Below are 21,500 nucleotides of genomic sequence, written 5' to 3' on the forward strand. Positions count from 1 at the left end.
AGGGTCGGCACTTGCGGTCGAACAAGGGCAATGGTCAGAGCGCAAAAACGGCACCCTAAGGTGCCGTTTCTGTTTGTTGCCGCGTATCGCTTAAGCGATCAACCCGCCAGGCCCGATTGCTGAACCAGGGTCAGCAGCGGTTGTGGGTAGACGCCTAGGAAGAACGCGACCAGGGCGATGGCCAGCAGCATCACGCCGCCTGCTTTCTGTTCCCAATGCAACTGGGCATCGTGGCGACGCAGGTTCGGTTCGATCAGGTACAGGGTGACCATGACGCGCAGGTAGTAGAACACGCCGATGGCGCTGCCCAGTACCAGCGAGCCGACCAGCCACCATTGATGCGACTCTACGCCAGTGGCGATGATGTAGAACTTGCCGATGAAGCCCGCGGTCAGCGGGATACCGGCCAGGGACAGCATCATCACGGTCAGCACGGCGGTCAGGTACGGACGGCGCCAGAATAGGCCGCGGTATTCGTACAGGGCGTCCGCGTCACGGCCGTTGTACGGCGAGGACATCAGGGTGATCACGCCGAAAGCGCCGAGGCTGGTGATCACGTAGGTGACCAGGTACACGCCAATGGCTTCGACGGCCAGGCCTTTGCTCGCCACCAGGGCGATCAGCAGGTAGCCGAAGTGGGCGATCGACGAGTAACCCAGCAGACGCTTGAGGTTACTTTGGGTCAGGGCCAGCAGGTTACCGAACAGAATCGACGCGATGGCGATAATGGTCAGTACGTTGCTCAGCACGCCGCTGCTCGCCGCTGGTGAGATCTGGAACAGACGCACCATCACCGCGAACACGGCCACTTTAGAAGCCGTGGCGAGGAACGCTGCAACCGGCGCCGGAGCACCTTCGTAAACGTCCGGAGTCCACAGGTGGAACGGCACCAGCGACAGTTTGAACGCCAGGCCGATCAGCATCATGCCCAGGCCCAGTTGTGCCAGGGAGCTTGGCATGCCGGTGGCCGCCAGGGCCTGGCCGATGCCGTTGAAGCTCAGGGAACCGGCGTCAGCGTAGAGCAGGGCCATACCGAACAACAGGAACGCGGAACCGGCGGCCGACAGCACCATGTACTTGATACCGGCTTCCAGCGAGCGCTTGTTGAAGAAGGCGTAGGCCACCAGACCGTAGACCGGTACCGACAGCAGTTCCAGGCCGATGAACAATCCGGCCAGGTGCTGCGCGCTGACCAGAACCAGGCCACCGGCGGCGGCCATAAGGATCAGCAAGTACAGTTCTTCACGGTTGCCCGGGTAACCCGAACCGCCATCGCCGAGGTAGGCGTGGGCGAGGGTCACACAGGCGAGGGTGGCGACCAGGATCAGCGCCATGTACAGGCAGGCAAAGGTGTCGATTTGCAGCAATGGAGTCACGGCCAGAGGCGCGACTTTCAAGGCTGGCAGGATCGACAGCAGTGCCAGGTTCAGACCTGCCACGGAAATCAGGAAGGTCTGCGAGTGGTTGCGGCGCCAGGCGATCGCCAGCATCACCACGATAATGGTGAGGCTGGTAATCAACAGCGGCGCTAGCGCGATAAAGTGTTGAGTCGTGAATTCCATAGCGCTCTTACCGGGCCGAAGCGAGTTGAGTGAAGGCGGTGCCGAGCCATTGCTGCACGCCATGCATCGTCGCGGCAGAGGTATCGAGGAACGGTTGCGGGTACACGCCGAGGTAGATCAGCAGTGCAGCCAGACTGACCACCATGATCAGTTCGCGACCGTCCATGCCATGCAGTACCGCGTCCGATTTGGCCGGGCCGAAGTAGGCACGGTGGATCATGATCAGCGAGTAGACCGAACCAAATACCAGGCCGGACGTGGCGATGATGGTGACCCATGGTGCGATCGGGAAGGAGCCGATCAGGATCAGGAACTCACCGACGAAGTTACCGGTACCCGGCAAGCCCAGCGACGCGGCGGCGAAGAACAGGCTGAGGGCTGGCAGGTAAGCGATCTTCGACCACAGGCCGCCCATTTCACGCATGTCGCGGGTGTGGGTGCGTTCGTACAACTGACCACTCAGGATAAAGAGTGCCGCGGCCGACAGACCGTGAGCCAGCATCTGCATCACCGCGCCTTGCAGCGCCAGTTGGCTGCCGGAGTAGATGCCGATCAGTACGAAGCCCATGTGGGAAACGGACGAGAAGGCAATCAGGCGCTTGATGTCGGTTTGTGCGAACGCCAGGAACGCACCGTAGAAGATCCCGATCAGACCCAGGGTCATGGCAATCGGCGCGAACTCGGCCGACGCGTTCGGGAACAGCGGCAGGGCAAAACGCAGCAGACCGTAGGCAGCAGTCTTCAGCAAGATACCGGCGAGGTCGACGGAACCTGCGGTCGGCGCCTGGGCGTGAGCGTCAGGCAACCACGAGTGGAACGGTACGACCGGCAGTTTGACCGCGAAGGCGATGAAGAAGCCGAGCATCAGGATGTACTCGGTGGTCATCGACATCTTGGTCTTCAACAGGTCGGCGTAGTTGAAGGTAATCACGCCGGTGTCGTTGAAGTTGACCAGTACCAGGCCCAGGATCGCCACCAGCATGATCAGGCCGGAAGCCTGAGTGAAGATGAAGAACTTGGTCGCTGCGTAGATCCGGGTTTTCTTGCCGTCCGAAGAACTGTGACCCCAGAGCGCGATGAGGAAGTACATCGGCACCAGCATCATTTCCCAGAAGAAGAAGAACATGAACAGGTCGAGGGCGAGGAACACGCCGACGACACCGCCCAGGATCCACATCAGGTTCAAGTGGAAGAAGCCCACGTGACGCTGGATTTCTTTCCACGAGCAGAGTACCGAGAGGACACCCAGCAGACCGGTCAGCATGATCATCAACAGCGACAGGCCGTCGAGGGCCAGGTGCACGTTGATGCCGAAACGCTGGATCCAGACGTGCTTGAACTCAAGCGCCCAGGTCGGGTCGGCGCCAGGCGCCGGGGCAAATGAATAATCACCGTTGGCCCACAGCCAGAGGCCGAGGGAGAGCAACAGGGACATGGTGATCAGCGCAATCCAGCGGGGGAGGGTGGCGCCGAAGCGCTCACCCATCCAGCACAGCAGGCCGCCGATGAAGGGGATCAGGATTAGCCAAGGCAGAATCATGACGGGTTCGTTTCCTTTCGCAAATTCGCAAGGTTCATATCAGACCGCTACCAGCACGACGGCGCCGATTACCAGCACGGCACCCGCAGCCATCGAGGCGGCATACCAACGCAGTTGACCGGTCTCGGTACGGCTCAGGGCGGTGTGACCGCCTTTGGCCATGCGCGGGATCAGACCGATGGTCTGGTCGAGCGGGTCTTTGCGCAGGATGTGGCTGATCGCCAGGTAAGGCTTGACGAACAGTTTGTCGTAGATCCAGTCGAAGCCCCAGGCAGCGAACCACCAGGCCGAGAGGAAACGGCCGATGCCGCTGTTGGCGATCGCAGTAACGAAGCGACGCTTGCCGAGGAACAGCAGCGCGGCCAGCAGGATACCGGCCAGGGCGATGGCGCCCGAGGCGATTTCCAGGCTGTGCTTGGCTTCGCCACCGGCATGGCCGACGCTTTGCGGAAGTACGCCGTGCAGCGGTGGCACGATCATCGCGCCGACAAATGTCGACAGAACGATCAGCACCGACAGTGGCAGCCAGTGGGCAATGCCGTGACCGGCGTGGGCTTCGGTCTTCGCTTCACCGTGGAACGCGATGAAGATCAGGCGGAAGGTGTAGAGCGAGGTCATGAACGCGCCGACCAGACCTGCGTAGAGCAGACCGTTGTTGCCGCTGGCGAACGCTTCCCAGAGGATTTCGTCCTTGGAGTAGAAGCCTGCGGTCACCAGAGGCAGGGCCGCCAGGGCCGCGCCGCCGACGATGAAGCTGGCGTAGGCCAGTGGCAGTTTCTTCCACAGGCCGCCCATCTTGAAGATGTTCTGCTCGTGGTGGCAAGCAACGATCACCGCACCGGAAGCAAGGAACAGCAGGGCCTTGAAGAAGGCGTGGGTCATCAGGTGGAAGATCGCGCCATCCCAGGCACCAACGCCCAGGGCCAGGAACATGTAGCCGATCTGGCTCATGGTCGAGTAGGCGAGGATACGCTTGATGTCAGTCTGAACCAGTGCGGCGAAACCAGCCAGAACCAGGGTCACACCGCCGACGATGCCGACGAGGTGCAGGATTTCCGGCGCCAGGGTGAACAGGCCGTGGGTACGGGCGATCAGGTAGACACCCGCGGTCACCATGGTCGCGGCGTGGATCAGTGCCGAAACCGGGGTAGGACCGGCCATCGCATCCGCCAGCCAGGTTTGCAGTGGCAGTTGCGCGGATTTACCGACAGCGCCGCCCAGCAGCATCAGGGTGGCCATGACCATCCAGAAGTCGCCGGCCTGGAATTTCTGCGGTGCCAGCACCAGCAGTTCCTGGACGTTCAGCGTGCCCAATTGGGCAAACAGAATGAACAGGCCGATGGCCATGAACACGTCACCGATACGGGTCACGATGAAGGCTTTGAGTGCCGCGTTACCGTTGTTGCGGTTGCTGTAGTAGAAACCGATCAACAGGTACGAGCACAGGCCCACGCCTTCCCAACCGAAGTACAGGAACAACAGGTTATCGCCCAGGATCAGGAACAGCATGCTGGCGATAAACAGGTTGGTGTAGGCGAAGAAACGCGAGTAACCGGCTTCACCGCGCATGTACCAGGACGCGAACAGGTGAATCAGGAAGCCGACGCCAACGACCACGCCGAGCATGGTCACGGACAGGCCGTCCAGATACAGCGCGAAGTTCGGCGTGAAGCCTTCCACCGCCATCCACTGCCACAACACCTGGGTGTAGTGACCGCCTTGCGGCGGGGCGACGTTGAATTGCCAGATCACGTAGGCAGTAACGATCGCCGACAGACCGATGGAACCGACGCCAATCAGCGCGGCAAGGTTTTCCGAGATGCGTCCACGGGAGAACGACAGCAGCAGGAAACCTATGAGAGGGAATACGAAAGTCAGATAGAGAAAATTCATCCGCGCATCTCACTGGCAGCGTCGATATCGAGCGTGTGGAAGCGGCGATACAGTTGCAGCAGGATCGCCAGGCCAATACTGGCCTCGGCGGCTGCCAGGCTGATCACCAGAATGAACATGATCTGTCCATCCGGCTGCGCCCAGCGGCTACCGGCAACGATGAACGCCAAAGCGGAGGCATTCATCATGACCTCCAGGCTCATCAGCACGAAAAGGATGTTGCGGCGGACCATCAGGCCGACCAGACCGAGGCAGAACAGGATGCCGGCGACCGCCAGACCATGCTCCATGGGGATAGCAGGCATCGTCATTGCTCCTTGGCTTCGTTGCGGCCCAAGTGGAACGCCGTGACGGCTGCGGCGAGCAGCAGCATCGAGGCGAGTTCGACCACCAGCAGGTAAGGACCGAACAGGCTGATGCCCACGGCCTTGGCGTCTACGGTGGTGTGGCCGACGGCCTGGCCGCTCTGGTGGGCGAACAGCACGTACAGCAGTTCAGCCAGCAGCAGGGCGCCGAGAATGACCGGGCCGAGCCAGATGCCGGGCTTGAGCCAGACGCGCTCTTGCTGAACCGAGGCCGGGCCGAGGTTCAGCATCATCACCACGAACACGAACAGCACCATGATGGCGCCAGCGTAGGCGATCACTTCCAGGACACCGGCGAACGGTGCGCCGAGGGCGAAGAACGTCATGGCCACGGCGATCAGCGAAATGATCAGGTAGAGCAGGGCGTGCACAGGGTTGGTGTTGGTGATCACGCGAAGCGTGGACACCACAGCGATACCCGATGCGAAATAGAAAGCGAATTCCATCTTTCTTCCTTAAGGCAGCAAGCTCTTCACGTTGATCGGTTCGGCTTCATTCTGCGCGGAGCCTTTCGGCTTACCGGCAATTGCCATACCTGCAACACGATAGAAGTTGTAATCAGGGTTTTTGCCGGGGCCGGAGATCAGCAGATCTTCTTTCTCGTACACCAGGTCCTGACGTTTGAACTCGGCCATTTCGAAATCCGGCGTGAGCTGGATCGCGGTGGTCGGGCAGGCTTCCTCGCAGAGGCCGCAAAAGATGCAGCGCGAGAAGTTGATGCGGAAGAAGTCCGGGTACCAGCGACCGTCTTCGGTTTCAGCTTTCTGCAACGAGATGCAACCGACCGGGCATGCCACGGCGCACAGGTTGCACGCTACACAACGCTCTTCGCCGTCGGGGTCGCGGGTCAGGACGATACGGCCACGGTAGCGCGGCGGCAGGTAAACCGGTTCTTCCGGGTACTGCAGCGTGTCGCGCTTGCGGAAGGCGTGGCCGAAAATCATCACCAGGCTGCGAAGCTGGGTGAAGAAGCCATGCACGATGTCAATTATGTACTTCATGATTCTCTATCCTCACTGAGCCGCGACGGCGGGCGTGTTGAGCAACACGATCGCAGCGGTCACCAGCATGTTGACGAGGGTCAGCGGCAAGCAGAACTTCCAGCTGAAATCCATCACTTGGTCATACCGTGGGCGCGGAATCGAGGCGCGCAACAGGATGAAGATCATGATGAAGAACGCGGTTTTCAGTGCAAACCAGATGAACGGGATCTGCGGCAAGATGCCGAACGGACCGTGCCAGCCACCGAAGAACAAGGTCACCAGCAGCGCCGAAATCAACACGATGCCGATGTACTCACCGACGAAAAACATGCCCCATTTCATGCCGGCGTATTCAATGTGGTAACCGTCGGCCAGTTCCTGTTCCGCTTCCGGCTGGTCGAACGGGTGACGGTGAGTCACGGCCACGCCAGCAATGAAGAAGGTCAGGAAACCGAAGATCTGCGGAATGATGAACCACAGGTTCTGCGCCTGATATTCAACGATGTCGCGCATGTTGAACGAGCCGACCTGGATCACGATGCCCATCAGCGACAGGCCCATGAACACTTCGTACGACACGGTCTGCGCCGAGGCCCGCAAGCTGCCCAGCAGGGCGAACTTGTTGTTACTCGACCAACCGGCGAACAACACCGCGTAGACCGACAGGCCGGCCATGGCGAAGAAGAACAGGATGCCGATGTTGATGTCCGCCACGCCCCAGGTCGGGGTGATCGGGATGATCGCGAAGGCAATCAGCAGGGCGCTCATGGCCACAACCGGTGCCAGGGTAAAGATCATCTTGTCGGCGAATGGAGGCGTCCAGTCTTCCTTGAAGAACATCTTGATCATGTCGGCAGCGATCTGGAACGCGCCGAACGGGCCAACGCGGTTCGGACCGTAACGGTCCTGCCAGAGGGCGAGCAAACGACGCTCGACCCAGCTGAGCAGGGCGCCGCAGACCACCACGGCGAGCAGAATCACCACGGCCTTGAGGACCGCGATGATGATGTCGATCACTTCAGGAGTGAACAAGGTCATTGAGCTGCCTCCTGCAGACCGTCAACGGATTTGCCAAAGATCGCAGGCGGAATGCCGGCGATGCCCGCCGGCAGTGCAACCAGCCCAGCGCCCAACTCTTCATTGATGCGCAGCGGCAGACGCAGGGTCTGGCCGGCCACGTTCAAGCTGAGCATGGCGCCATCGTTGACACCCAAGCGGTCGGCTTCGGACTTGGCCAGAGCAACATAAGCAGCCGGAATGCGTTCCTGGACCGGGGCGGCTTTCGAAGAGTTCTCTTCGCTGCCGAACAGGTGGAAGAACGGCACGACTTGCCAGGTGCCTTGAGCCGGGTTGAACGCGCGCGGGACACTGGCGAACCAGTTCAGCGAGTCACCATTGCTTTCGATCAGGCGGGTGCCCGGGTCGCCAGCACGGATGTGACCACCGACTTCGTCCTGGAACTTGTTCCAGGCCTGCGGCGAGTTCCAGCCCGGAGACCAGGCGAATGGCACTTGCTGACGCGGTTCGGCCGAGCCCGAGTAACCTTCCATCGAGAAGGCGAACGCGGTGTCTTTGTCCTGCGGAGTACGCGGTTCATGGACGCTGATGTCAGCACGCATGGCGGTACGACCGGAGTAACGCAGCGGTTCACGGGCCAGTTTCATGCCCTTGATGCGGAACGCGGCGGACGGTGCGGCATCGACGATACGGTTCAGGATCGAAGTGCTGTCTGCGACAGCGGCGGTGACGTGGTCCAGTTGGGTCCAGTCAATCGGCTGGTTCAGCAGGGTTGCGCGCAGGGCATGCAGCCAGCGCCAGCCTTCGTGAACCAGAATGCTCGCGTCCATGTACTTCGGATCGAAAACCTGGAAGAAGCGCTGGGCGCGGCCTTCCTGGCTGACCAGCGTACCGTCGCCTTCAGCGAAGCTGGCGGCTGGCAGAACCAGGTGCGCGCGATCGCTGGTGGCGGTCTTCTGGTGGTCAGCCACGATCACCACTTTCGCGGCGGTCAGGGCGGCATCGACCTTGGCTTTATCGGTACGGGTGTACAGATCGTTTTCCAGTACGACGATGGCGTCGGCCTGGCCGTCGATCACGGCTTGCAGCGCGGCGTCGACCGATTCACCACCGAGCATGGCCAGGCCGAGGCTGTTGGCCTCTGGCACGATCAGGCTGATGGAACCGTTCTTCTCGCGCAGCTTCAGGGCTTTGGCGATGTTCGCAGCCGCTTCGATCAGCGCCTTGGAACCCAACGAGGTACCGGCAATGATCAGTGGACGCTTGGCCGCGAGCAGGGCGTCGGCGATGCGCTTGGCCAGTTCGAGGGCTTCAGCGTCCAGGCCTTCAACGGCTGGAGCGCTCGCGTCGAGGGCGTGAGCCACGGCGAAACCGATGCGGGCCAGGTCGTCGGGAGCAGCGTGAACGCACTCTTCGGCGATGTCGTCGAGCTTGGTTTCAGCCAGGCTGGCGATGAACAGTGGGTTCAGCGCGTGCTGGCCAATGTTCTTCACCGCGGCGTCGAGCCAAGGCTGAACGCGCATGGCGTCGGCCATGTCTTCGGCCTTGCCCTTGACCGATTGACGCAGGGACAGCGCCACGCGGGCAGCGGTCTGGGTCAGGTCTTCACCGAGGACGAAAATCGCATCGTGATCTTCGATGTCGCGCATGTTCGGCACTGGCAGCGGGCTGTCTTTCAGCACTTGCAGAACCAGACGGATGCGCTCCAGTTCGGCGGCTTCGATACCGGAGTAGAAGTGCTCGGCACCGACCAGTTCGCGCAACGCGTAGTTGCTTTCGAGGCTGGCGCGAGGCGAACCGATACCGACGATGTTACGACCGCGCAGCAGGTCGGCGGCTTTATCCAGCGCTTCGTCGAGGCTCAGCTTGGTGCCGTTGGCCAGCAGCGGCTGACGCGGACGGTCTTCGCGGTTGACGTAGCCATAGCCGAAACGGCCACGGTCGCACAGGAAGTACTGGTTTACCGAACCGTTGAAGCGGTTTTCGATACGACGCAGTTCACCGTAGCGCTCACCCGGGGAGATGTTGCAACCGCTGGAGCAGCCATGGCAGATGCTCGGCGAGAACTGCATGTCCCACTTGCGGTTGTAGCGCTCGGAGTGAGTCTTGTCGGTGAACACACCGGTCGGGCAGACCTCGGTGAGGTTGCCGGAGAACTCGCTTTCCAGGGTGCCGTCTTCAACGCGACCGAAGTACACGTTGTCGTGCGCGCCAAACACACCGAGGTCGGTGCCGCCAGCGTAGTCCTTATAGAAGCGCACGCAGCGGTAGCAAGCGATGCAGCGGTTCATTTCGTGGGAAATGAACGGGCCCAGTTGCTGGTTCTGGTGAGTACGCTTGGTGAAGCGGTAACGGCGCTCGTTGTGGCCGGTCATTACCGTCATGTCTTGCAGGTGGCAGTGACCGCCTTCTTCACAGACCGGGCAGTCGTGAGGGTGGTTGGTCATCAGCCATTCAACAACACTGGCGCGGAACGCCTTGGACTCTTCATCTTCGATGGAGATCCAGGTGTTGTCGGTGGCAGGGGTCATGCAGGACATGACGATACGACCACGGGTGTCGTTTTCGTCGGTGTACTGCTTGACCGCGCACTGGCGGCAAGCGCCAACGCTGCCGAGGGCAGGGTGCCAGCAGAAATACGGAATATCGAGGCCCAGAGACAGACATGCCTGTAACAGGTTGTCTGCCCCATCGACTTCGAGCGCTTTGCCGTCTACGTGGATAGTGGCCATGGTTCAAAGTTCTTCGTTGGCCCGGTGTCAGCGGGCGTGGCTAATGGAATCTTGTTGTCCGCGTGAATCAACACAGCCGTTAAAGGCGTCATCACACGAAAAGCGAAGGGCACGGACCCTTCGCTTTTTTAAGCGTTTACGCGCCGATTACGATCGGCCTTGCCAGAGGCGGGACGGCGGCGCTGACTGGCGCGATACCGGCTTCGAACTCATGGCGGAAGTATTTGATTGCGCTGCCCAACGGCTCCACGGCGCCCGGTGCGTGAGCACAGAAGGTCTTGCCTGGGCCAAGGAAACCGACCAGACCCAGCAGGGTCTCGATGTCGCCTGGCTGGCCTTCACCGTTCTCGATGGCCATCAGGAGCTTGACGCTCCATGGCAAACCATCGCGACAAGGGGTGCAGAAGCCGCAGGATTCGCGAGCGAAGAACTGCTCCATGTTGCGCAGCAGGGACACCATGTTGACGCTGTCGTCCACCGCCATGGCCAGGCCGGTACCCATACGGGTGCCCACTTTGGCGATGCCGCCGGCGTACATTTGTGCGTCGAGGTGTTCCGGCAACAGGAAACCGGTACCGGCGCCGCCTGGCTGCCAGGCTTTGAGCTTGAAGCCGTCGCGCATGCCGCCGGCGTAGTCTTCGAACAGCTCGCGACCGGTGACGCCGAACGGCAGTTCCCACAGACCCGGGTTCTTGACCTTGCCGGAGAAGCCCATGAGCTTGGTGCCCATGTCTTCGCTGCCTTCGCGGGCCAACGATTTGTACCAGTCTACGCCGTCGGCAATGATCGCCGGGACGTTGCACAGGGTTTCGACGTTGTTCACGCAAGTCGGCTTGCCCCACACGCCAACGGCGGCAGGGAAGGGCGGTTTGGAGCGCGGATTGGCGCGGCGGCCCTCGAGGGAGTTGATCAGTGCGGTTTCTTCACCGCAAATGTAACGCCCGGCACCGGTGTGGACGAACAGCTCGAAATCGAAGCCGCTGCCCAGGATGTTCTTGCCCAGCAGGCCCGCTGCCTTGGCTTCTTCCACGGCACGGTTGAGGTGCTTGGCGGCAGTGGTGTACTCGCCACGCAGGAAGATATAGCCGCGGTAGGTTTTCAGCGCGCGGGCACTGATCAGCATGCCTTCGATCAGCAGATGGGGCAGTTGCTCCATCAGCATGCGGTCTTTCCAGGTGTTCGGCTCCATTTCATCCGCGTTGCACAGCAGGTAGCGGATGTTGATGGATTCGTCCTTTGGCATCAGGCCCCACTTGACACCCGTGGGGAAGCCTGCACCGCCGCGACCCTTGAGGCCGGCGTCTTTCACGGTCTGGACGATATCGTCCTGAGCCATGTCGGCGAAGGCTTTGCGCGCAGCGGCGTAACCGTTCTTGGCCTGGTACTCGTCGAGCCATACGGCTTCGCCGTCGTCACGCAGACGCCAGGTGAGCGGGTGGGTCTCGGCCGAACGCTTGATGCGGTTGGCCGGGCCGAAAGAAGTCAGGGTCATACGTAGCCCTCGAGCAATTTGGCAACGCCTGCTGGCTGCACATCACCGAAAGTGTCGTCGTCGATCATCAACGCCGGCGCCTTGTCGCAGTTGCCGAGGCAGCAGACCGGCAGCAGGGTGAAACGACCGTCGGCGGTGGTTTGACCCAGGCCGATGCCGAGTTTGCTCTGGATTTCGCTGACCACGGATTCATGGCCGCCGATGTAGCAGACCATGCTGTCGCAGACGCGAATGATGTGACGACCCACCGGCTGACGGAAGATCTGGCTATAGAAAGTTGCCACACCTTCAACGTCGCTCGCTGGAATGCCGAGGATCTCGCCGATGGCGTACAGAGCGCCATCCGGCACCCAACCACGTTCCTTCTGGACGATCTTCAGGGCTTCGATGGACGCCGCGCGCGGGTCTTCGTAGTGATGCAACTCGTGCTCGATGGCCGAGCGCTCGGTTTCACTCAAGGTGAAACGGTCTGTCTGGATAAGCGTGCTGTTCATGCTTAGCGGTCCACGTCGGCCATAACGAAATCGATACTACCCAGGTACGCAATCAAGTCCGCGACCATGCTGCCTTTGATCACCGAAGGGATCTGCTGCAAGTGCGGGAAGCTTGGGGTACGAATCCGGGTGCGGTAGCTCATGGTGCCGCCATCGCTCGTCAGGTAATAACTGTTGATGCCCTTGGTCGCTTCGATCATCTGGAAGGATTCGTTGGCCGGCATGACCGGGCCCCACGAAACTTGCAGGAAGTGCGTGATCAAGGTTTCGATGTGCTGCAGGGTGCGCTCTTTCGGCGGCGGCGTGGTCAGCGGGTGATCCGCCTTGTACGGGCCTTCCGGCATGTTGCGCATGCACTGCTCGATGATCTTGATGCTCTGGCGCATTTCTTCGACGCGCACGATGCAGCGGTCGTAGGCATCGCCATTGGCGGCCAGCGGCACTTCGAATTCGAAGTTTTCGTAGCCCGAGTACGGACGCGCTTTACGCAGGTCGAAGTCGCAACCGGTCGAACGCAGGCCGGCACCGGTGACGCCCCATTCCAGGGCTTCCTTGGTGTTGTAGGCGGCGACGCCGATGGTCCGGCCACGCAGGATGCTGTTGTCCAGGGCGGCTTTCTGGTATTCGTCCAGACGCTTTGGCATCCACTCGACGAAGTCTTTCACCAGTTTTTCCCAGCCGCGAGGCAGGTCGTGGGCGACGCCACCGATGCGGTACCAGGCCGGGTGCAGACGGAAACCGGTAATGGCTTCGATCACCGTGTACGCCTTCTGGCGGTCGGTGAAGGTGAAGAACACCGGGGTCATGGCGCCGACGTCCTGGATGTAGGTACCCAGGAACAGCAGGTGGCTGGTGATCCGGAAGAACTCGGCCATCATGATGCGGATGACGTCGACCTTCTCGGGCACCTTGATGCCAGCGAGCTTCTCGACCGAGAGCACGTACGGCAGGTTGTTCATCACGCCGCCGAGGTAATCGATACGGTCGGTGTACGGGATGAAGCTGTGCCAGGACTGACGCTCGGCCATCTTCTCGGCGCCACGGTGGTGGTAACCGATGTCCGGAACGCAATCGACGATCTCTTCGCCGTCCAGCTGCAGGATGATGCGGAATGCACCGTGGGCCGAAGGGTGGTTCGGGCCGAGGTTGAGGAACATGTAGTCCTCGTTCGGGCCGGAACGCTTCATGCCCCAGTCTTCAGGCTTGAAGCGCGCGGCTTCTTCCTCGAGTTGTTGCTTGGCCAGGGTCAGGCTGAACGGATCGAACTCGGTGGCGCGCGCCGGGAAGTCCTTGCGCAGCGGGTGACCTTCCCAGGTCGGCGGCATCATGATGCGCGTCAGGTGCGGGTGGCCTTTGAAGTCGATACCGTACATGTCCCAGACTTCACGCTCGTACCAGTTGGCGTTCGGCCAGATGCTGGTGACGGTCGGCAGGCTGAGGTCGCTTTCGGACAGGGCGACCTTGATCATGACGTCGCTGTTACGCTCGATCGACATCAAGTGATAGAACACGGAGAAGTCGGCGCCGCTTGGCAGCCCTTGACGCTTGGTGCGCAGACGCTCGTCCACGCCGTGCAGGTCATAGAGCATGACATACGGCTTGGGCAGGTTGCGCAGGAAGGTCAGGACTTCGACGAGTTTGGCGCGGGCAACCCAAAGCACCGGCATGCCGGTGCGGGTAGGCTGGGCGGTGAACGCCTCCGGGCCAAAACGATTGTTCAGTTCGACGACCACATCCTGGTCGTCTGCCTTATAAGGCGGGATGTACAGAGCACTGCCTGTAGTCATGGTTATTTATCGCTTTCGGTCAACGTAAAGAATGAAGCCAGTTGTTCGTTTCTTTGAAACAGCAGAACTGGATCAGACTTCGTCGGGGCTGCGCAGGTTGGTTACCTGAATACGCTGTTCGCGGCGCTTTTCCTTTTCGGAAGGCATCTCGGCGCGATAAACGCCTTGATCACCAACGACCCAGGAAAGTGGGCGACGCTCCTGGCCAATCGACTCCTGCAACAGCATCAAGCCTTGCAGAAAAGCTTCAGGGCGGGGCGGGCAGCCAGGCACGTAGACGTCCACGGGCAGGAACTTGTCCACCCCTTGAACCACGGAGTAGATGTCGTACATGCCACCGGAGTTGGCGCACGAACCCATGGAGATGACCCATTTAGGTTCGAGCATTTGCTCGTAGAGACGCTGAATGATCGGCGCCATCTTGATGAAGCAGGTACCGGCGATAACCATGAAATCCGCCTGACGCGGCGATGCCCGGATAACCTCGGCGCCAAAGCGCGCGATGTCGTGGGGCGCCGTGAAGGCGGTGGTCATTTCCACGTAGCAGCACGAAAGACCGAAGTTATACGGCCACAGGGAGTTCTTGCGCCCCCAATTGATCGTGCCGTTAAGCACGTCTTCGAGCTTGCCCATGAAAATGTTTTTGTGAACTTGATCTTCTAACGGATCGGAAACGGTTTCCCGCTGGCCAATCGGATACTGCTCGTTAGGAGCATCGGGGTCGATCCTGGTGAGATTGTATTGCATTGCCAAAGCCTCATTGTTTCAGCTTCGCTTGCCGCTTGCGCCGAGCTTCCGGAGCCCAGTCAAGGGCGCCCACTCGGAATAGGTAGACAAGACCTGCCAACAGAATTGCTATGAAAACGAGAGCTTCGACGAATCCGGTCCAGCCGCTTTCGCGGACGGACACAGACCATGCAAAGAGAAAGAGGGCTTCGATATCGAAGATCACGAAGAGCATCGCGACCAGATAGAATTTGGCTGAGAGCCGCAAGCGGGCGCCACCTGTAGGTAGCATGCCGGACTCGAACGGTTCGTTTTTGCTGCGGCCCCAGGCTTTTGACCCGAGGAGGCTGGAAACACCGAGCATGAAGGCGCAGAGGCCGACAACACCTAGAAGGAAAATGGCAAAGCCCCAGTTGTGGGCCATGAGTCCTGTCGCTTCGGGCATGCTGGTAATCCTTAACAGAGAGCAAAGGTCTCTGAGCTTGAAAAGAAACAAAGCAGTGACGATATGTCGCAGCAATCAATCCCGCTGATTTTATGGCTAAACACCCAGCAAGTAAAATTCCTATAGCGAAATTATTTATAGGAATAAGGACATGGCGCGCGGCAAAAGCGCCGTAGCCCATGCGTTGCGGGCATTACCCGGTATTTCATCAATTATGTTTTGTAGGGAATGTAACGAACATAGTTATCGCTAAATGATAATCAATATTGATTAGGTTGGTTTTTAAACTGATTAATGCGCAGGGGGTCGGGAAGTTGTCTTAAATGCGCGTTATTGCAAGTAGTGGCGATGCTCGTTTTAGCGGATTTTTTCCAGGCTGATCGTGCCCCGGATCAGTTTTTTCGCTTGAGGTCGTCACTAATCCTGTAGGAGCGGGCTTGCCCGCGATAGCGGAGTTTCAGTCGACATGGTTGTTGGGGGCTGAAACCGTCATCGCGGGCAAGCTGCTCCCACAGAATTCATGCTGATTTCGAAATTGCACGCAAAAAAAACGCCCCGAACCAGTCGGGGCGTCAGATGTGCAGCGCTGCGGTTAGCTTTCTATCCGGCCCGCAGCGGCTGATGTCTCAAGCGAAGCAGATCAGTGGAACTGTTCTTCTTCAGTCGAACCGGTCAGCGCGGTAACCGAAGACGAGCCACCCTGAATCACAGTGGTCATGTCGTCGAAGTAGCCGGTGCCCACTTCCTGCTGGTGAGCCACGAAGGTGTAACCCTTGGCAGCGTCAGCGAATTCCTGCTCTTGCAATTTCACGTAGGCAGTCATGTCGTTGCGGGCGTAGTCGTGCGCCAGGTTGAACATGCTGTGCCACATGTTGTGAATGCCGGCCAGGGTGATGAACTGGTGCTTGTAGCCCATGGCGGACAGTTCGCGCTGGAACTTGGCGATGGTCGCGTCGTCCAGGTTTTTCTTCCAGTTGAAGGAAGGCGAGCAGTTGTACGACAGCAGTTGGTCCGGGTATTCCTTCTTGATCGCTTCAGCGAAGCGACGAGCCTCGTCCAGGTCTGGTTTAGCGGTTTCGCACCAGATCAGGTCGGCGTACGGAGCGTAGGCCAGGCCGCGAGCGATGGCTTGGTCCAGACCGGCGCGCACTTTGTAGAAGCCTTCCTGGGTACGTTCGCCAGTCACGAATGGCTGGTCGTACGGGTCGCAGTCGGAAGTCAGCAGGTCAGCAGCGTTAGCGTCAGTACGAGCCAGAATGATGGTCGGAGTACCGGCAACGTCGGCCGCCAGACGCGCAGCGGTCAGCTTCTGTACGGCTTCCTGAGTAGGAACCAGTACCTTGCCGCCCATGTGGCCGCATTTTTTCACGGAAGCCAGTTGGTCTTCGAAGTGAACGCCGGCGGCGCCTGCTTCAATCATGCTCTTCATCAGTTCGTAAGCGTTCAGTACGCCGCCGAAACCGGCTTCGGCGTCAGCAACGATCGGCGCGAAGTAGTCGATGTAGCCAGCGTCGCCCGGGTTCTTGCCGGCTTTCCACTGGATCTGGTCAGCACGACGGAACGAGTTGTTGATGCGCTTGACCACGGTAGGAACGGAGTCTACCGGGTACAGCGACTGGTCCGGGTACATCGATTCGGCGGAGTTGTTGTCCGCAGCCACTTGCCAGCCCGACAGGTAGATCGCCTGGATGCCGGCTTTGACTTGTTGCACAGCCTGGCCGCCGGTCAGGGCGCCCATGCAGTTGACGAAATCTTTCTCAGGACGGAAGGCTGGCTTGGCACCCTGGGTAACCAGGTTCCACAGCTTCTCGGCGCCCATTTTTGCAAAGGTGTGCTCAGGTTGAACCGAGCCACGCAGACGGACGACGTCAGCAGCGGAGTAAGTGCGTGTCACGCCTTTCCAGCGCGGGTTTTCAGCCCAGTCTTTTTCGAGGGCTGCAATTTGCTGTTCGCGTGTCAGTGCCATGGGAGATAAACCTCGTCGCGTCTTTATGAAAAGTTGTTCTGCGGTGGAAAATTCCTGCGCTCGCTGACCAGAAGCTTAGGTGGTCAAGTCGTATTCGGCGGGGCTGGCGACGGGATGAACGATGGGCTCGAGGGGAAGTGAGCAGGTAAGGGCGAAACTGGCGGGCGCATTCGGGCGTCGTGGGCCTTGGTGCGAACTTCAGTGTGATGCCGGGTTTACCTAAATACGCTTCCGTCCCTCGGGACAACTTCGTTCCAGTCGGCAACCTCGTCAAACACACCTTGTGGGCGGTACAGACACGAAGCGGTTCGCGGGGTAGGTGCGAACATCGCCTCGAAGGCCCTTGCCAGGGCCCCTGATTAGCGGGAGCGAGGCCATCATGCCTTTGCTTTTTTGGCTCGTCAAACGTTTTGTAGTGCTTTTTTTCAGGCACTACATCTTTGGTCTAATACGACTTGTCAGTCAGTTTTTGGTGTCTCAGTCCAAAGTATCGACTTTCACTCGAAGGGTCATGTCGTTCCGGCTCTGGGTAGAGTAGCTGCGGGTTACGCCCTGTTTATCGGCCTGCGTCTGGCCATTCATACCGGCCAGCAGGATCCACTCACCCAGGCGCCCGGTGACGGTTGTGTCGGTGCTTTGCACGTTCACTACATCGGGACGTTCCTGGCTCATGCGGTCACGGTTGGTACTGATCGACAGATGGACGATTTCGCCGGTGACGTTTGCAGTGACGTAGAAGCCCTGAGTGACGTTGCGGTATTCGGTCTGGCTGCGTAGGTCGCCGTAGGAATCGGACTGCGTGCTGGTGAGCGGAACGCTCTGGCCGACCTGGATCAATGCGGGCATGCCGTCGGTGGCCTGCACTTGCTGGATACCGCCGTCGCGGCTGTCGGTGCTGCGGCTGATAATGCGGGTCTGGCTTGGCTTGGCACCATTGACTGAATACCCCTGGTCGCCCTGGACATTGTTTTCGTTGGTGTCGACGGTAATCAGCAGGCGTTTCGGCGCTATGTCGAGTTGGCTGAGCAGGGCCTTAAGTTCGTCGATCTTGCGCTGATCAGCGTTGACGATGAGTTGATTGCCGTAGGCGCTGACCTGACCGTCCTTGCCGATGAAATCCTGCGCCACCGGCAACATATCGGCGCTGGTGTGGTAATTCAGTGGCACGATTTCGGTGGCTGCCATGACCGAAAAACTGCAGGTCACCAACAGGGTGGTGAGCAGGGTGCGTAGGGACATATCCGTTATCTCCGCCAACTTCAAAGTGTTGATATTGCCAGTTTGTCGGCTCGCAGTGGGGCAAGTTGAATCGTAGACAGCAAAACGCCCCGGCATTCGAAAATGGCGGGGCGTTTTGTGGTGTTCATCAGGGCAGGTCTAGCTCAATCCCTGTAGGAGCAAGCTTGCTCGCGATGGCCGCAACTCGGTATCAAGCCGAATGACGAACCATGTCCACATGCGGAATCCCGGCCTCCAGGAATTCCTCACTGACCATGCTGAAACCCAGGCGCTCATAAAACGCCGTGGCTTGCACCTGTGCGCTGAGTTGCTGCTGCTTCAGGCCGCGCTTCTCGGCTTCACCGATGACGGCTTGCATCAACGCATCGCCAACTTTCAAGCCGCGCCAGTCCTTCAGGACCGATACCCGGCCGACGTGACCGTCAGGCAGCAGGCGCGCTGTGCCAATCGGAAAGTCGCCTTCGTAAGCGAGGAAATGCACTGCATCAATGTCATCGGCATCCCATTCCAGCTCTGGCGGAACGGACTGTTCGGCGACGAATACCGTTTCACGAATGCGCCGGATCTCGGCGTTGTCCTTTTGCCAGTCTGCGACACGTACGTGAATCTTATTCATCGGCGAACCCCAGGCTCCCTTGCTTGACCAGTTCACACAGCAGGCCGCGGCCGTCTTCGTCGGACAGCCAATCACCCAGGTTGTCGGCGTGCAGGGCGTCGGCAGCGCAGATCATTTTCAGCAGTTCACGCAGTTTGCCAGGCAGATAACGGCTCTGGCCGCTGGCGAACAGCAGCAGGTCGTCATCGACTTCGGACCAGGCCAGGCGCGCGCTCGGATTGCGGATCAGCACGGCGCCTTGTTCCAGTGCGCCGAGGACGTCGTCTTCTTCGAGGTCTTCCGGGCCAACCACCAGTTCCGGGTAACGCGGCTCGGTCATGAACTGGCCGAACCAGGTCAGCAGCAGACGCTCATCGCTCATGTGCTCGGCCAGCAGGCTTTTCAGGCGGTCCAGAGCGTCATGCTGAATCTGGTGCGGATCGGCCGCAGGCAGGGCGTCGGCGTCGGTGTAGCGCTCTTCGTCCGGCAGGAACTGGCTGAGGAAGTCGGTGAAATGGGTCAGTACTTCAGCGGCGCTCGGCGCGCGGAAACCAACGGAGTAGGTCAGGCAGTCATCGACCGCGACGCCGCAGTGGGCCAAGCGCGGTGGCAGGTAGAGCATGTCGCCCGGTTCGAGGACCCACTCATCAGTGGCTTCGAAATCAGCCAGGATACGCAGGTCGGCGTGTTGCAGCAGCGGGCTTTCGGAGTCGCACATCTGGCCGATTTTCCAGTTGCGCTTGCCGTGGCCTTGCAGCAGGAAGACGTCGTAGTTGTCGAAGTGCGGACCGACGCTGCCACCTGGCGCGGCGAAGCTGATCATCACGTCGTCGATGCGCCAGCTCGGCAGGAAGCGGAAGTTCTCCAGCAACTCGCTGACTTCCGGTACGAACTGGTCGACGGCTTGAACCAGCAGGGTCCAGTCGCGTTCAGGCAATTTGCTGAATTCGTCTTCGGCAAACGGACCGCGGCGCAATTCCCACGGGCGCTCACCATTTTCGATGATCAGGCGCGATTCGACTTCTTCTTCCAGCGCCAGGCCGGCCAGTTCGTCGGCATCGATCGGGCTTTCGAAGTCAGGAATCGCCTGGCGGATCAACAACGGTTTCTTCTGCCAGTAGTCGCGCAGGAATTCCCGTGCCGTGATGCCGCCCAGAAGTTGAAGAGGAATATCAGGATTCATGTGTAACCTATTGAAAAAAAGCACTTTTCAGACGGGAATAAAAACGCCCGGCGCGGCCGGGCGTCTTCAAGGGTCTAGCGGTCGATCAGATGCGTTTGGCTTGCGCTACAGCGTTACCGATGTAGTTGGCCGGGGTGAGCAATTTCAGCTCCGCTTTCGCGGCGGCTGGCATGTCCAGGCCGTCGATGAAAGTTTGCAGCGCTTCTGGGCTGATGCCCTTGCCGCGGGTCAATTCTTTCAGCTTTTCGTACGGGTTTTCGATGTTGTAGCGACGCATGACAGTCTGGATCGGCTCGGCCAGGACTTCCCAGCAGGCGTCCAGGTCAGCGGCGATTTTCTGCTCATTGAGCTCCAGTTTGCTGATGCCTTTGAGGCTCGCTTCGTACGCGATCACGCTGTGGGCGAAGCCGACACCGAGGTTGCGCAGTACGGTGGAATCCGTCAGGTCTCGCTGCCAGCGGGAAATCGGCAGTTTGCTCGCCAGGTGCTGGAACAGTGCGTTGGCGATACCCAGGTTGCCTTCGGAGTTTTCGAAGTCGATCGGGTTGACCTTGTGCGGCATCGTCGACGAACCGATTTCGCCAGCGATGGTGCGCTGTTTGAAATAACCCAGGGAGATGTAGCCCCAGATGTCGCGGTCGAAGTCGATCAGGATGGTGTTGAAGCGGGCGATCGCGTCGAACAGCTCGGCGATGTAGTCGTGCGGCTCGATCTGCGTGGTGTACGGGTTGAAGCCCAGGCCCAGTTCGTCTTCGATGAAGGCGCGAGCGTTGGCTTCCCAGTCGATCTCAGGGTAGGCCGACAAGTGAGCGTTGTAGTTGCCGACGGCGCCGTTGATCTTGCCCAGCAGTGGAACGGCAGCGACTTGAGCGATCTGACGCTCGAGACGGTAAACCACGTTCGCCAGTTCTTTGCCCAGGGTGGTCGGCGAGGCCGGTTGACCGTGGGTGCGCGACAGCATCGGTACATCGGCGAAGCGGATGGCCAATTCACGGATAGCGTTGGCGGTCTGACGCATCAGCGGCAGCATCACGTCATCACGGCCTTCGCGCAGCATCAGGGCGTGGGACAGGTTGTTGATGTCCTCGCTGGTGCAGGCAAAGTGGATGAATTCGCTGACTTTGGCCAGTTCCGGCAGCTTGGCCGCTTGCTCTTTGAGCAGGTATTCGATGGCTTTGACGTCGTGGTTGGTGGTGCGCTCGATCTCTTTGACGCGCTCGGCGTGCTCCAGAGAGAAGTTTTCCGCCAGGGTGTCCAACACCGCGTTGGCTTCGGCGGAGAACGCCGGCACTTCGCTGATGGCAGGGTGAGCGGCCAGGCGCTGGAGCCAGCGCACTTCAACCAGAACGCGGGCACGGATCAGGCCGTACTCGCTGAAAATTGGGCGCAGGGCCTGGGTTTTGCCGGCGTAGCGGCCGTCAACAGGGGAAACCGCAGTGAGCGAAGAGAGCTGCATGGGGTGTTCTCGGACAGTCGGGCAA

At 59.9% G+C, this 21,500-nt stretch carries 18 protein-coding genes; all 18 read right to left on the reverse strand.

Going from position 1 to position 21,500, the window contains the following annotated elements:
- Window positions 1-98: 98 nt before the first annotated feature.
- Complete coding sequence (nuoN, locus tag ABVN21_RS05925) at window positions 99-1,562, reverse strand: NADH-quinone oxidoreductase subunit NuoN (protein ID WP_339553075.1); 1,464 nt, start codon at window positions 1,560-1,562, stop codon at window positions 99-101.
- Window positions 1,563-1,569: 7 nt separating this feature from the next.
- Window positions 1,570-3,102, reverse strand: a complete 1,533-nt coding sequence (gene nuoM, locus ABVN21_RS05930; RefSeq protein ID WP_339553076.1) for an NADH-quinone oxidoreductase subunit M — start codon at window positions 3,100-3,102, stop codon at window positions 1,570-1,572.
- 39 nt (window positions 3,103-3,141) lie between these two features.
- Entirely contained in the window at window positions 3,142-4,995 is a 1,854-nt protein-coding gene (nuoL, locus tag ABVN21_RS05935) for an NADH-quinone oxidoreductase subunit L (protein WP_339553077.1), read from the reverse strand.
- Complete coding sequence (gene nuoK, locus ABVN21_RS05940; protein WP_007946416.1) at window positions 4,992-5,300, reverse strand: NADH-quinone oxidoreductase subunit NuoK; 309 nt, start codon at window positions 5,298-5,300, stop codon at window positions 4,992-4,994. Before nuoK ends, nuoL begins: the two co-directional genes overlap by 4 nt.
- 2 nt (window positions 5,301-5,302) lie before the next feature.
- Window positions 5,303-5,806 (reverse strand): NADH-quinone oxidoreductase subunit J, encoded by a 504-nt coding sequence (gene nuoJ / locus ABVN21_RS05945; RefSeq protein ID WP_339553078.1) that lies wholly within the window; start codon window positions 5,804-5,806, stop codon window positions 5,303-5,305.
- A 9-nt stretch (window positions 5,807-5,815) separates the two neighbouring features.
- Window positions 5,816-6,364, reverse strand: a complete 549-nt coding sequence (gene nuoI / locus ABVN21_RS05950) for an NADH-quinone oxidoreductase subunit NuoI (RefSeq protein ID WP_060543552.1) — start codon at window positions 6,362-6,364, stop codon at window positions 5,816-5,818.
- A gap of 9 nt (window positions 6,365-6,373) precedes the next feature.
- Window positions 6,374-7,381: an NADH-quinone oxidoreductase subunit NuoH gene (gene nuoH / locus ABVN21_RS05955; RefSeq protein ID WP_339553079.1), complete on the reverse strand. Its 1,008-nt coding sequence runs from the start codon at window positions 7,379-7,381 to the stop codon at window positions 6,374-6,376.
- Window positions 7,378-10,092 carry an NADH-quinone oxidoreductase subunit NuoG gene (nuoG, locus tag ABVN21_RS05960; protein ID WP_339553080.1) on the reverse strand — a complete coding sequence of 905 codons (2,715 nt, stop codon included), beginning with the start codon at window positions 10,090-10,092 and terminating at the stop codon, window positions 7,378-7,380. The genes nuoH and nuoG overlap by 4 nt, the downstream gene beginning before the upstream one ends.
- A gap of 136 nt (window positions 10,093-10,228) precedes the next feature.
- Window positions 10,229-11,584 carry an NADH-quinone oxidoreductase subunit NuoF gene (gene nuoF, locus ABVN21_RS05965; protein ID WP_339553081.1) on the reverse strand — a complete coding sequence of 452 codons (1,356 nt, stop codon included), beginning with the start codon at window positions 11,582-11,584 and terminating at the stop codon, window positions 10,229-10,231.
- The gene (gene nuoE / locus ABVN21_RS05970) at window positions 11,581-12,078 is read right to left on the reverse strand and encodes an NADH-quinone oxidoreductase subunit NuoE (RefSeq protein ID WP_008020715.1); all 498 of its coding nucleotides are present in this window, start codon (window positions 12,076-12,078) and stop codon (window positions 11,581-11,583) included. The genes nuoF and nuoE overlap by 4 nt, the downstream gene beginning before the upstream one ends.
- A gap of 2 nt (window positions 12,079-12,080) precedes the next feature.
- Window positions 12,081-13,865: an NADH-quinone oxidoreductase subunit C/D gene (nuoC, locus tag ABVN21_RS05975; RefSeq protein WP_339553082.1), complete on the reverse strand. Its 1,785-nt coding sequence runs from the start codon at window positions 13,863-13,865 to the stop codon at window positions 12,081-12,083.
- A gap of 72 nt (window positions 13,866-13,937) precedes the next feature.
- Window positions 13,938-14,612 carry an NADH-quinone oxidoreductase subunit B gene (locus ABVN21_RS05980; RefSeq protein WP_007970441.1) on the reverse strand — a complete coding sequence of 225 codons (675 nt, stop codon included), beginning with the start codon at window positions 14,610-14,612 and terminating at the stop codon, window positions 13,938-13,940.
- A 10-nt stretch (window positions 14,613-14,622) separates the two neighbouring features.
- A complete protein-coding gene (locus tag ABVN21_RS05985; RefSeq protein WP_003223812.1) occupies window positions 14,623-15,036 on the reverse strand; it encodes an NADH-quinone oxidoreductase subunit A in 414 nt (137 codons plus the stop codon).
- Window positions 15,037-15,676: 640 nt separating this feature from the next.
- Window positions 15,677-17,002, reverse strand: coding sequence for an isocitrate lyase (gene aceA, locus ABVN21_RS05990; RefSeq protein WP_007970439.1), 1,326 nt, complete (start codon window positions 17,000-17,002; stop codon window positions 15,677-15,679).
- A 477-nt stretch (window positions 17,003-17,479) separates the two neighbouring features.
- Window positions 17,480-18,241: a secretin N-terminal domain-containing protein gene (locus ABVN21_RS05995; RefSeq protein WP_339553083.1), complete on the reverse strand. Its 762-nt coding sequence runs from the start codon at window positions 18,239-18,241 to the stop codon at window positions 17,480-17,482.
- A gap of 190 nt (window positions 18,242-18,431) precedes the next feature.
- Window positions 18,432-18,857, reverse strand: coding sequence for a GNAT family N-acetyltransferase (locus tag ABVN21_RS06000; RefSeq protein WP_339553084.1), 426 nt, complete (start codon window positions 18,855-18,857; stop codon window positions 18,432-18,434).
- Complete coding sequence (locus tag ABVN21_RS06005) at window positions 18,850-20,019, reverse strand: cupin domain-containing protein (protein ID WP_339553085.1); 1,170 nt, start codon at window positions 20,017-20,019, stop codon at window positions 18,850-18,852. Before ABVN21_RS06005 ends, ABVN21_RS06000 begins: the two co-directional genes overlap by 8 nt.
- An 85-nt stretch (window positions 20,020-20,104) precedes the next feature.
- The gene (purB, locus tag ABVN21_RS06010) at window positions 20,105-21,475 is read right to left on the reverse strand and encodes an adenylosuccinate lyase (RefSeq protein ID WP_339553086.1); all 1,371 of its coding nucleotides are present in this window, start codon (window positions 21,473-21,475) and stop codon (window positions 20,105-20,107) included.
- Between the last annotated feature and the right edge of the window lie 25 nt (window positions 21,476-21,500).

Source organism: Pseudomonas sp. MYb327, assembly GCF_040438925.1.
Taxonomy (GTDB): Bacteria; Pseudomonadota; Gammaproteobacteria; order Pseudomonadales; family Pseudomonadaceae; genus Aquipseudomonas.

Excerpts from the sequence above, each read along its gene's own strand:
- nuoN (WP_339553075.1), bottom strand. The coding sequence starts at position 1,562 with ATGGAATTCACGACTCAACACTTTATCGCGCTAGCGCCGCTGTTGATT.
- nuoM (WP_339553076.1), bottom strand. The coding sequence starts at position 3,102 with ATGATTCTGCCTTGGCTAATCCTGATCCCCTTCATCGGCGGCCTGCTG.
- nuoL (WP_339553077.1), bottom strand. The coding sequence starts at position 4,995 with ATGAATTTTCTCTATCTGACTTTCGTATTCCCTCTCATAGGTTTCCTG.
- nuoK (WP_007946416.1), bottom strand. The coding sequence starts at position 5,300 with ATGCCTGCTATCCCCATGGAGCATGGTCTGGCGGTCGCCGGCATCCTG.
- nuoJ (WP_339553078.1), bottom strand. The coding sequence starts at position 5,806 with ATGGAATTCGCTTTCTATTTCGCATCGGGTATCGCTGTGGTGTCCACG.
- nuoH (WP_339553079.1), bottom strand. The coding sequence starts at position 7,381 with ATGACCTTGTTCACTCCTGAAGTGATCGACATCATCATCGCGGTCCTC.
- nuoG (WP_339553080.1), bottom strand. The coding sequence starts at position 10,092 with ATGGCCACTATCCACGTAGACGGCAAAGCGCTCGAAGTCGATGGGGCA.
- nuoF (WP_339553081.1), bottom strand. The coding sequence starts at position 11,584 with ATGACCCTGACTTCTTTCGGCCCGGCCAACCGCATCAAGCGTTCGGCC.
- nuoE (WP_008020715.1), bottom strand. The coding sequence starts at position 12,078 with ATGAACAGCACGCTTATCCAGACAGACCGTTTCACCTTGAGTGAAACC.
- nuoC (WP_339553082.1), bottom strand. The coding sequence starts at position 13,865 with ATGACTACAGGCAGTGCTCTGTACATCCCGCCTTATAAGGCAGACGAC.
- ABVN21_RS05980 (WP_007970441.1), bottom strand. The coding sequence starts at position 14,612 with ATGCAATACAATCTCACCAGGATCGACCCCGATGCTCCTAACGAGCAG.
- ABVN21_RS05985 (WP_003223812.1), bottom strand. The coding sequence starts at position 15,036 with ATGCCCGAAGCGACAGGACTCATGGCCCACAACTGGGGCTTTGCCATT.
- aceA (WP_007970439.1), bottom strand. The coding sequence starts at position 17,002 with ATGGCACTGACACGCGAACAGCAAATTGCAGCCCTCGAAAAAGACTGG.
- ABVN21_RS05995 (WP_339553083.1), bottom strand. The coding sequence starts at position 18,241 with ATGTCCCTACGCACCCTGCTCACCACCCTGTTGGTGACCTGCAGTTTT.
- ABVN21_RS06000 (WP_339553084.1), bottom strand. The coding sequence starts at position 18,857 with ATGAATAAGATTCACGTACGTGTCGCAGACTGGCAAAAGGACAACGCC.
- ABVN21_RS06005 (WP_339553085.1), bottom strand. The coding sequence starts at position 20,019 with ATGAATCCTGATATTCCTCTTCAACTTCTGGGCGGCATCACGGCACGG.
- purB (WP_339553086.1), bottom strand. The coding sequence starts at position 21,475 with ATGCAGCTCTCTTCGCTCACTGCGGTTTCCCCTGTTGACGGCCGCTAC.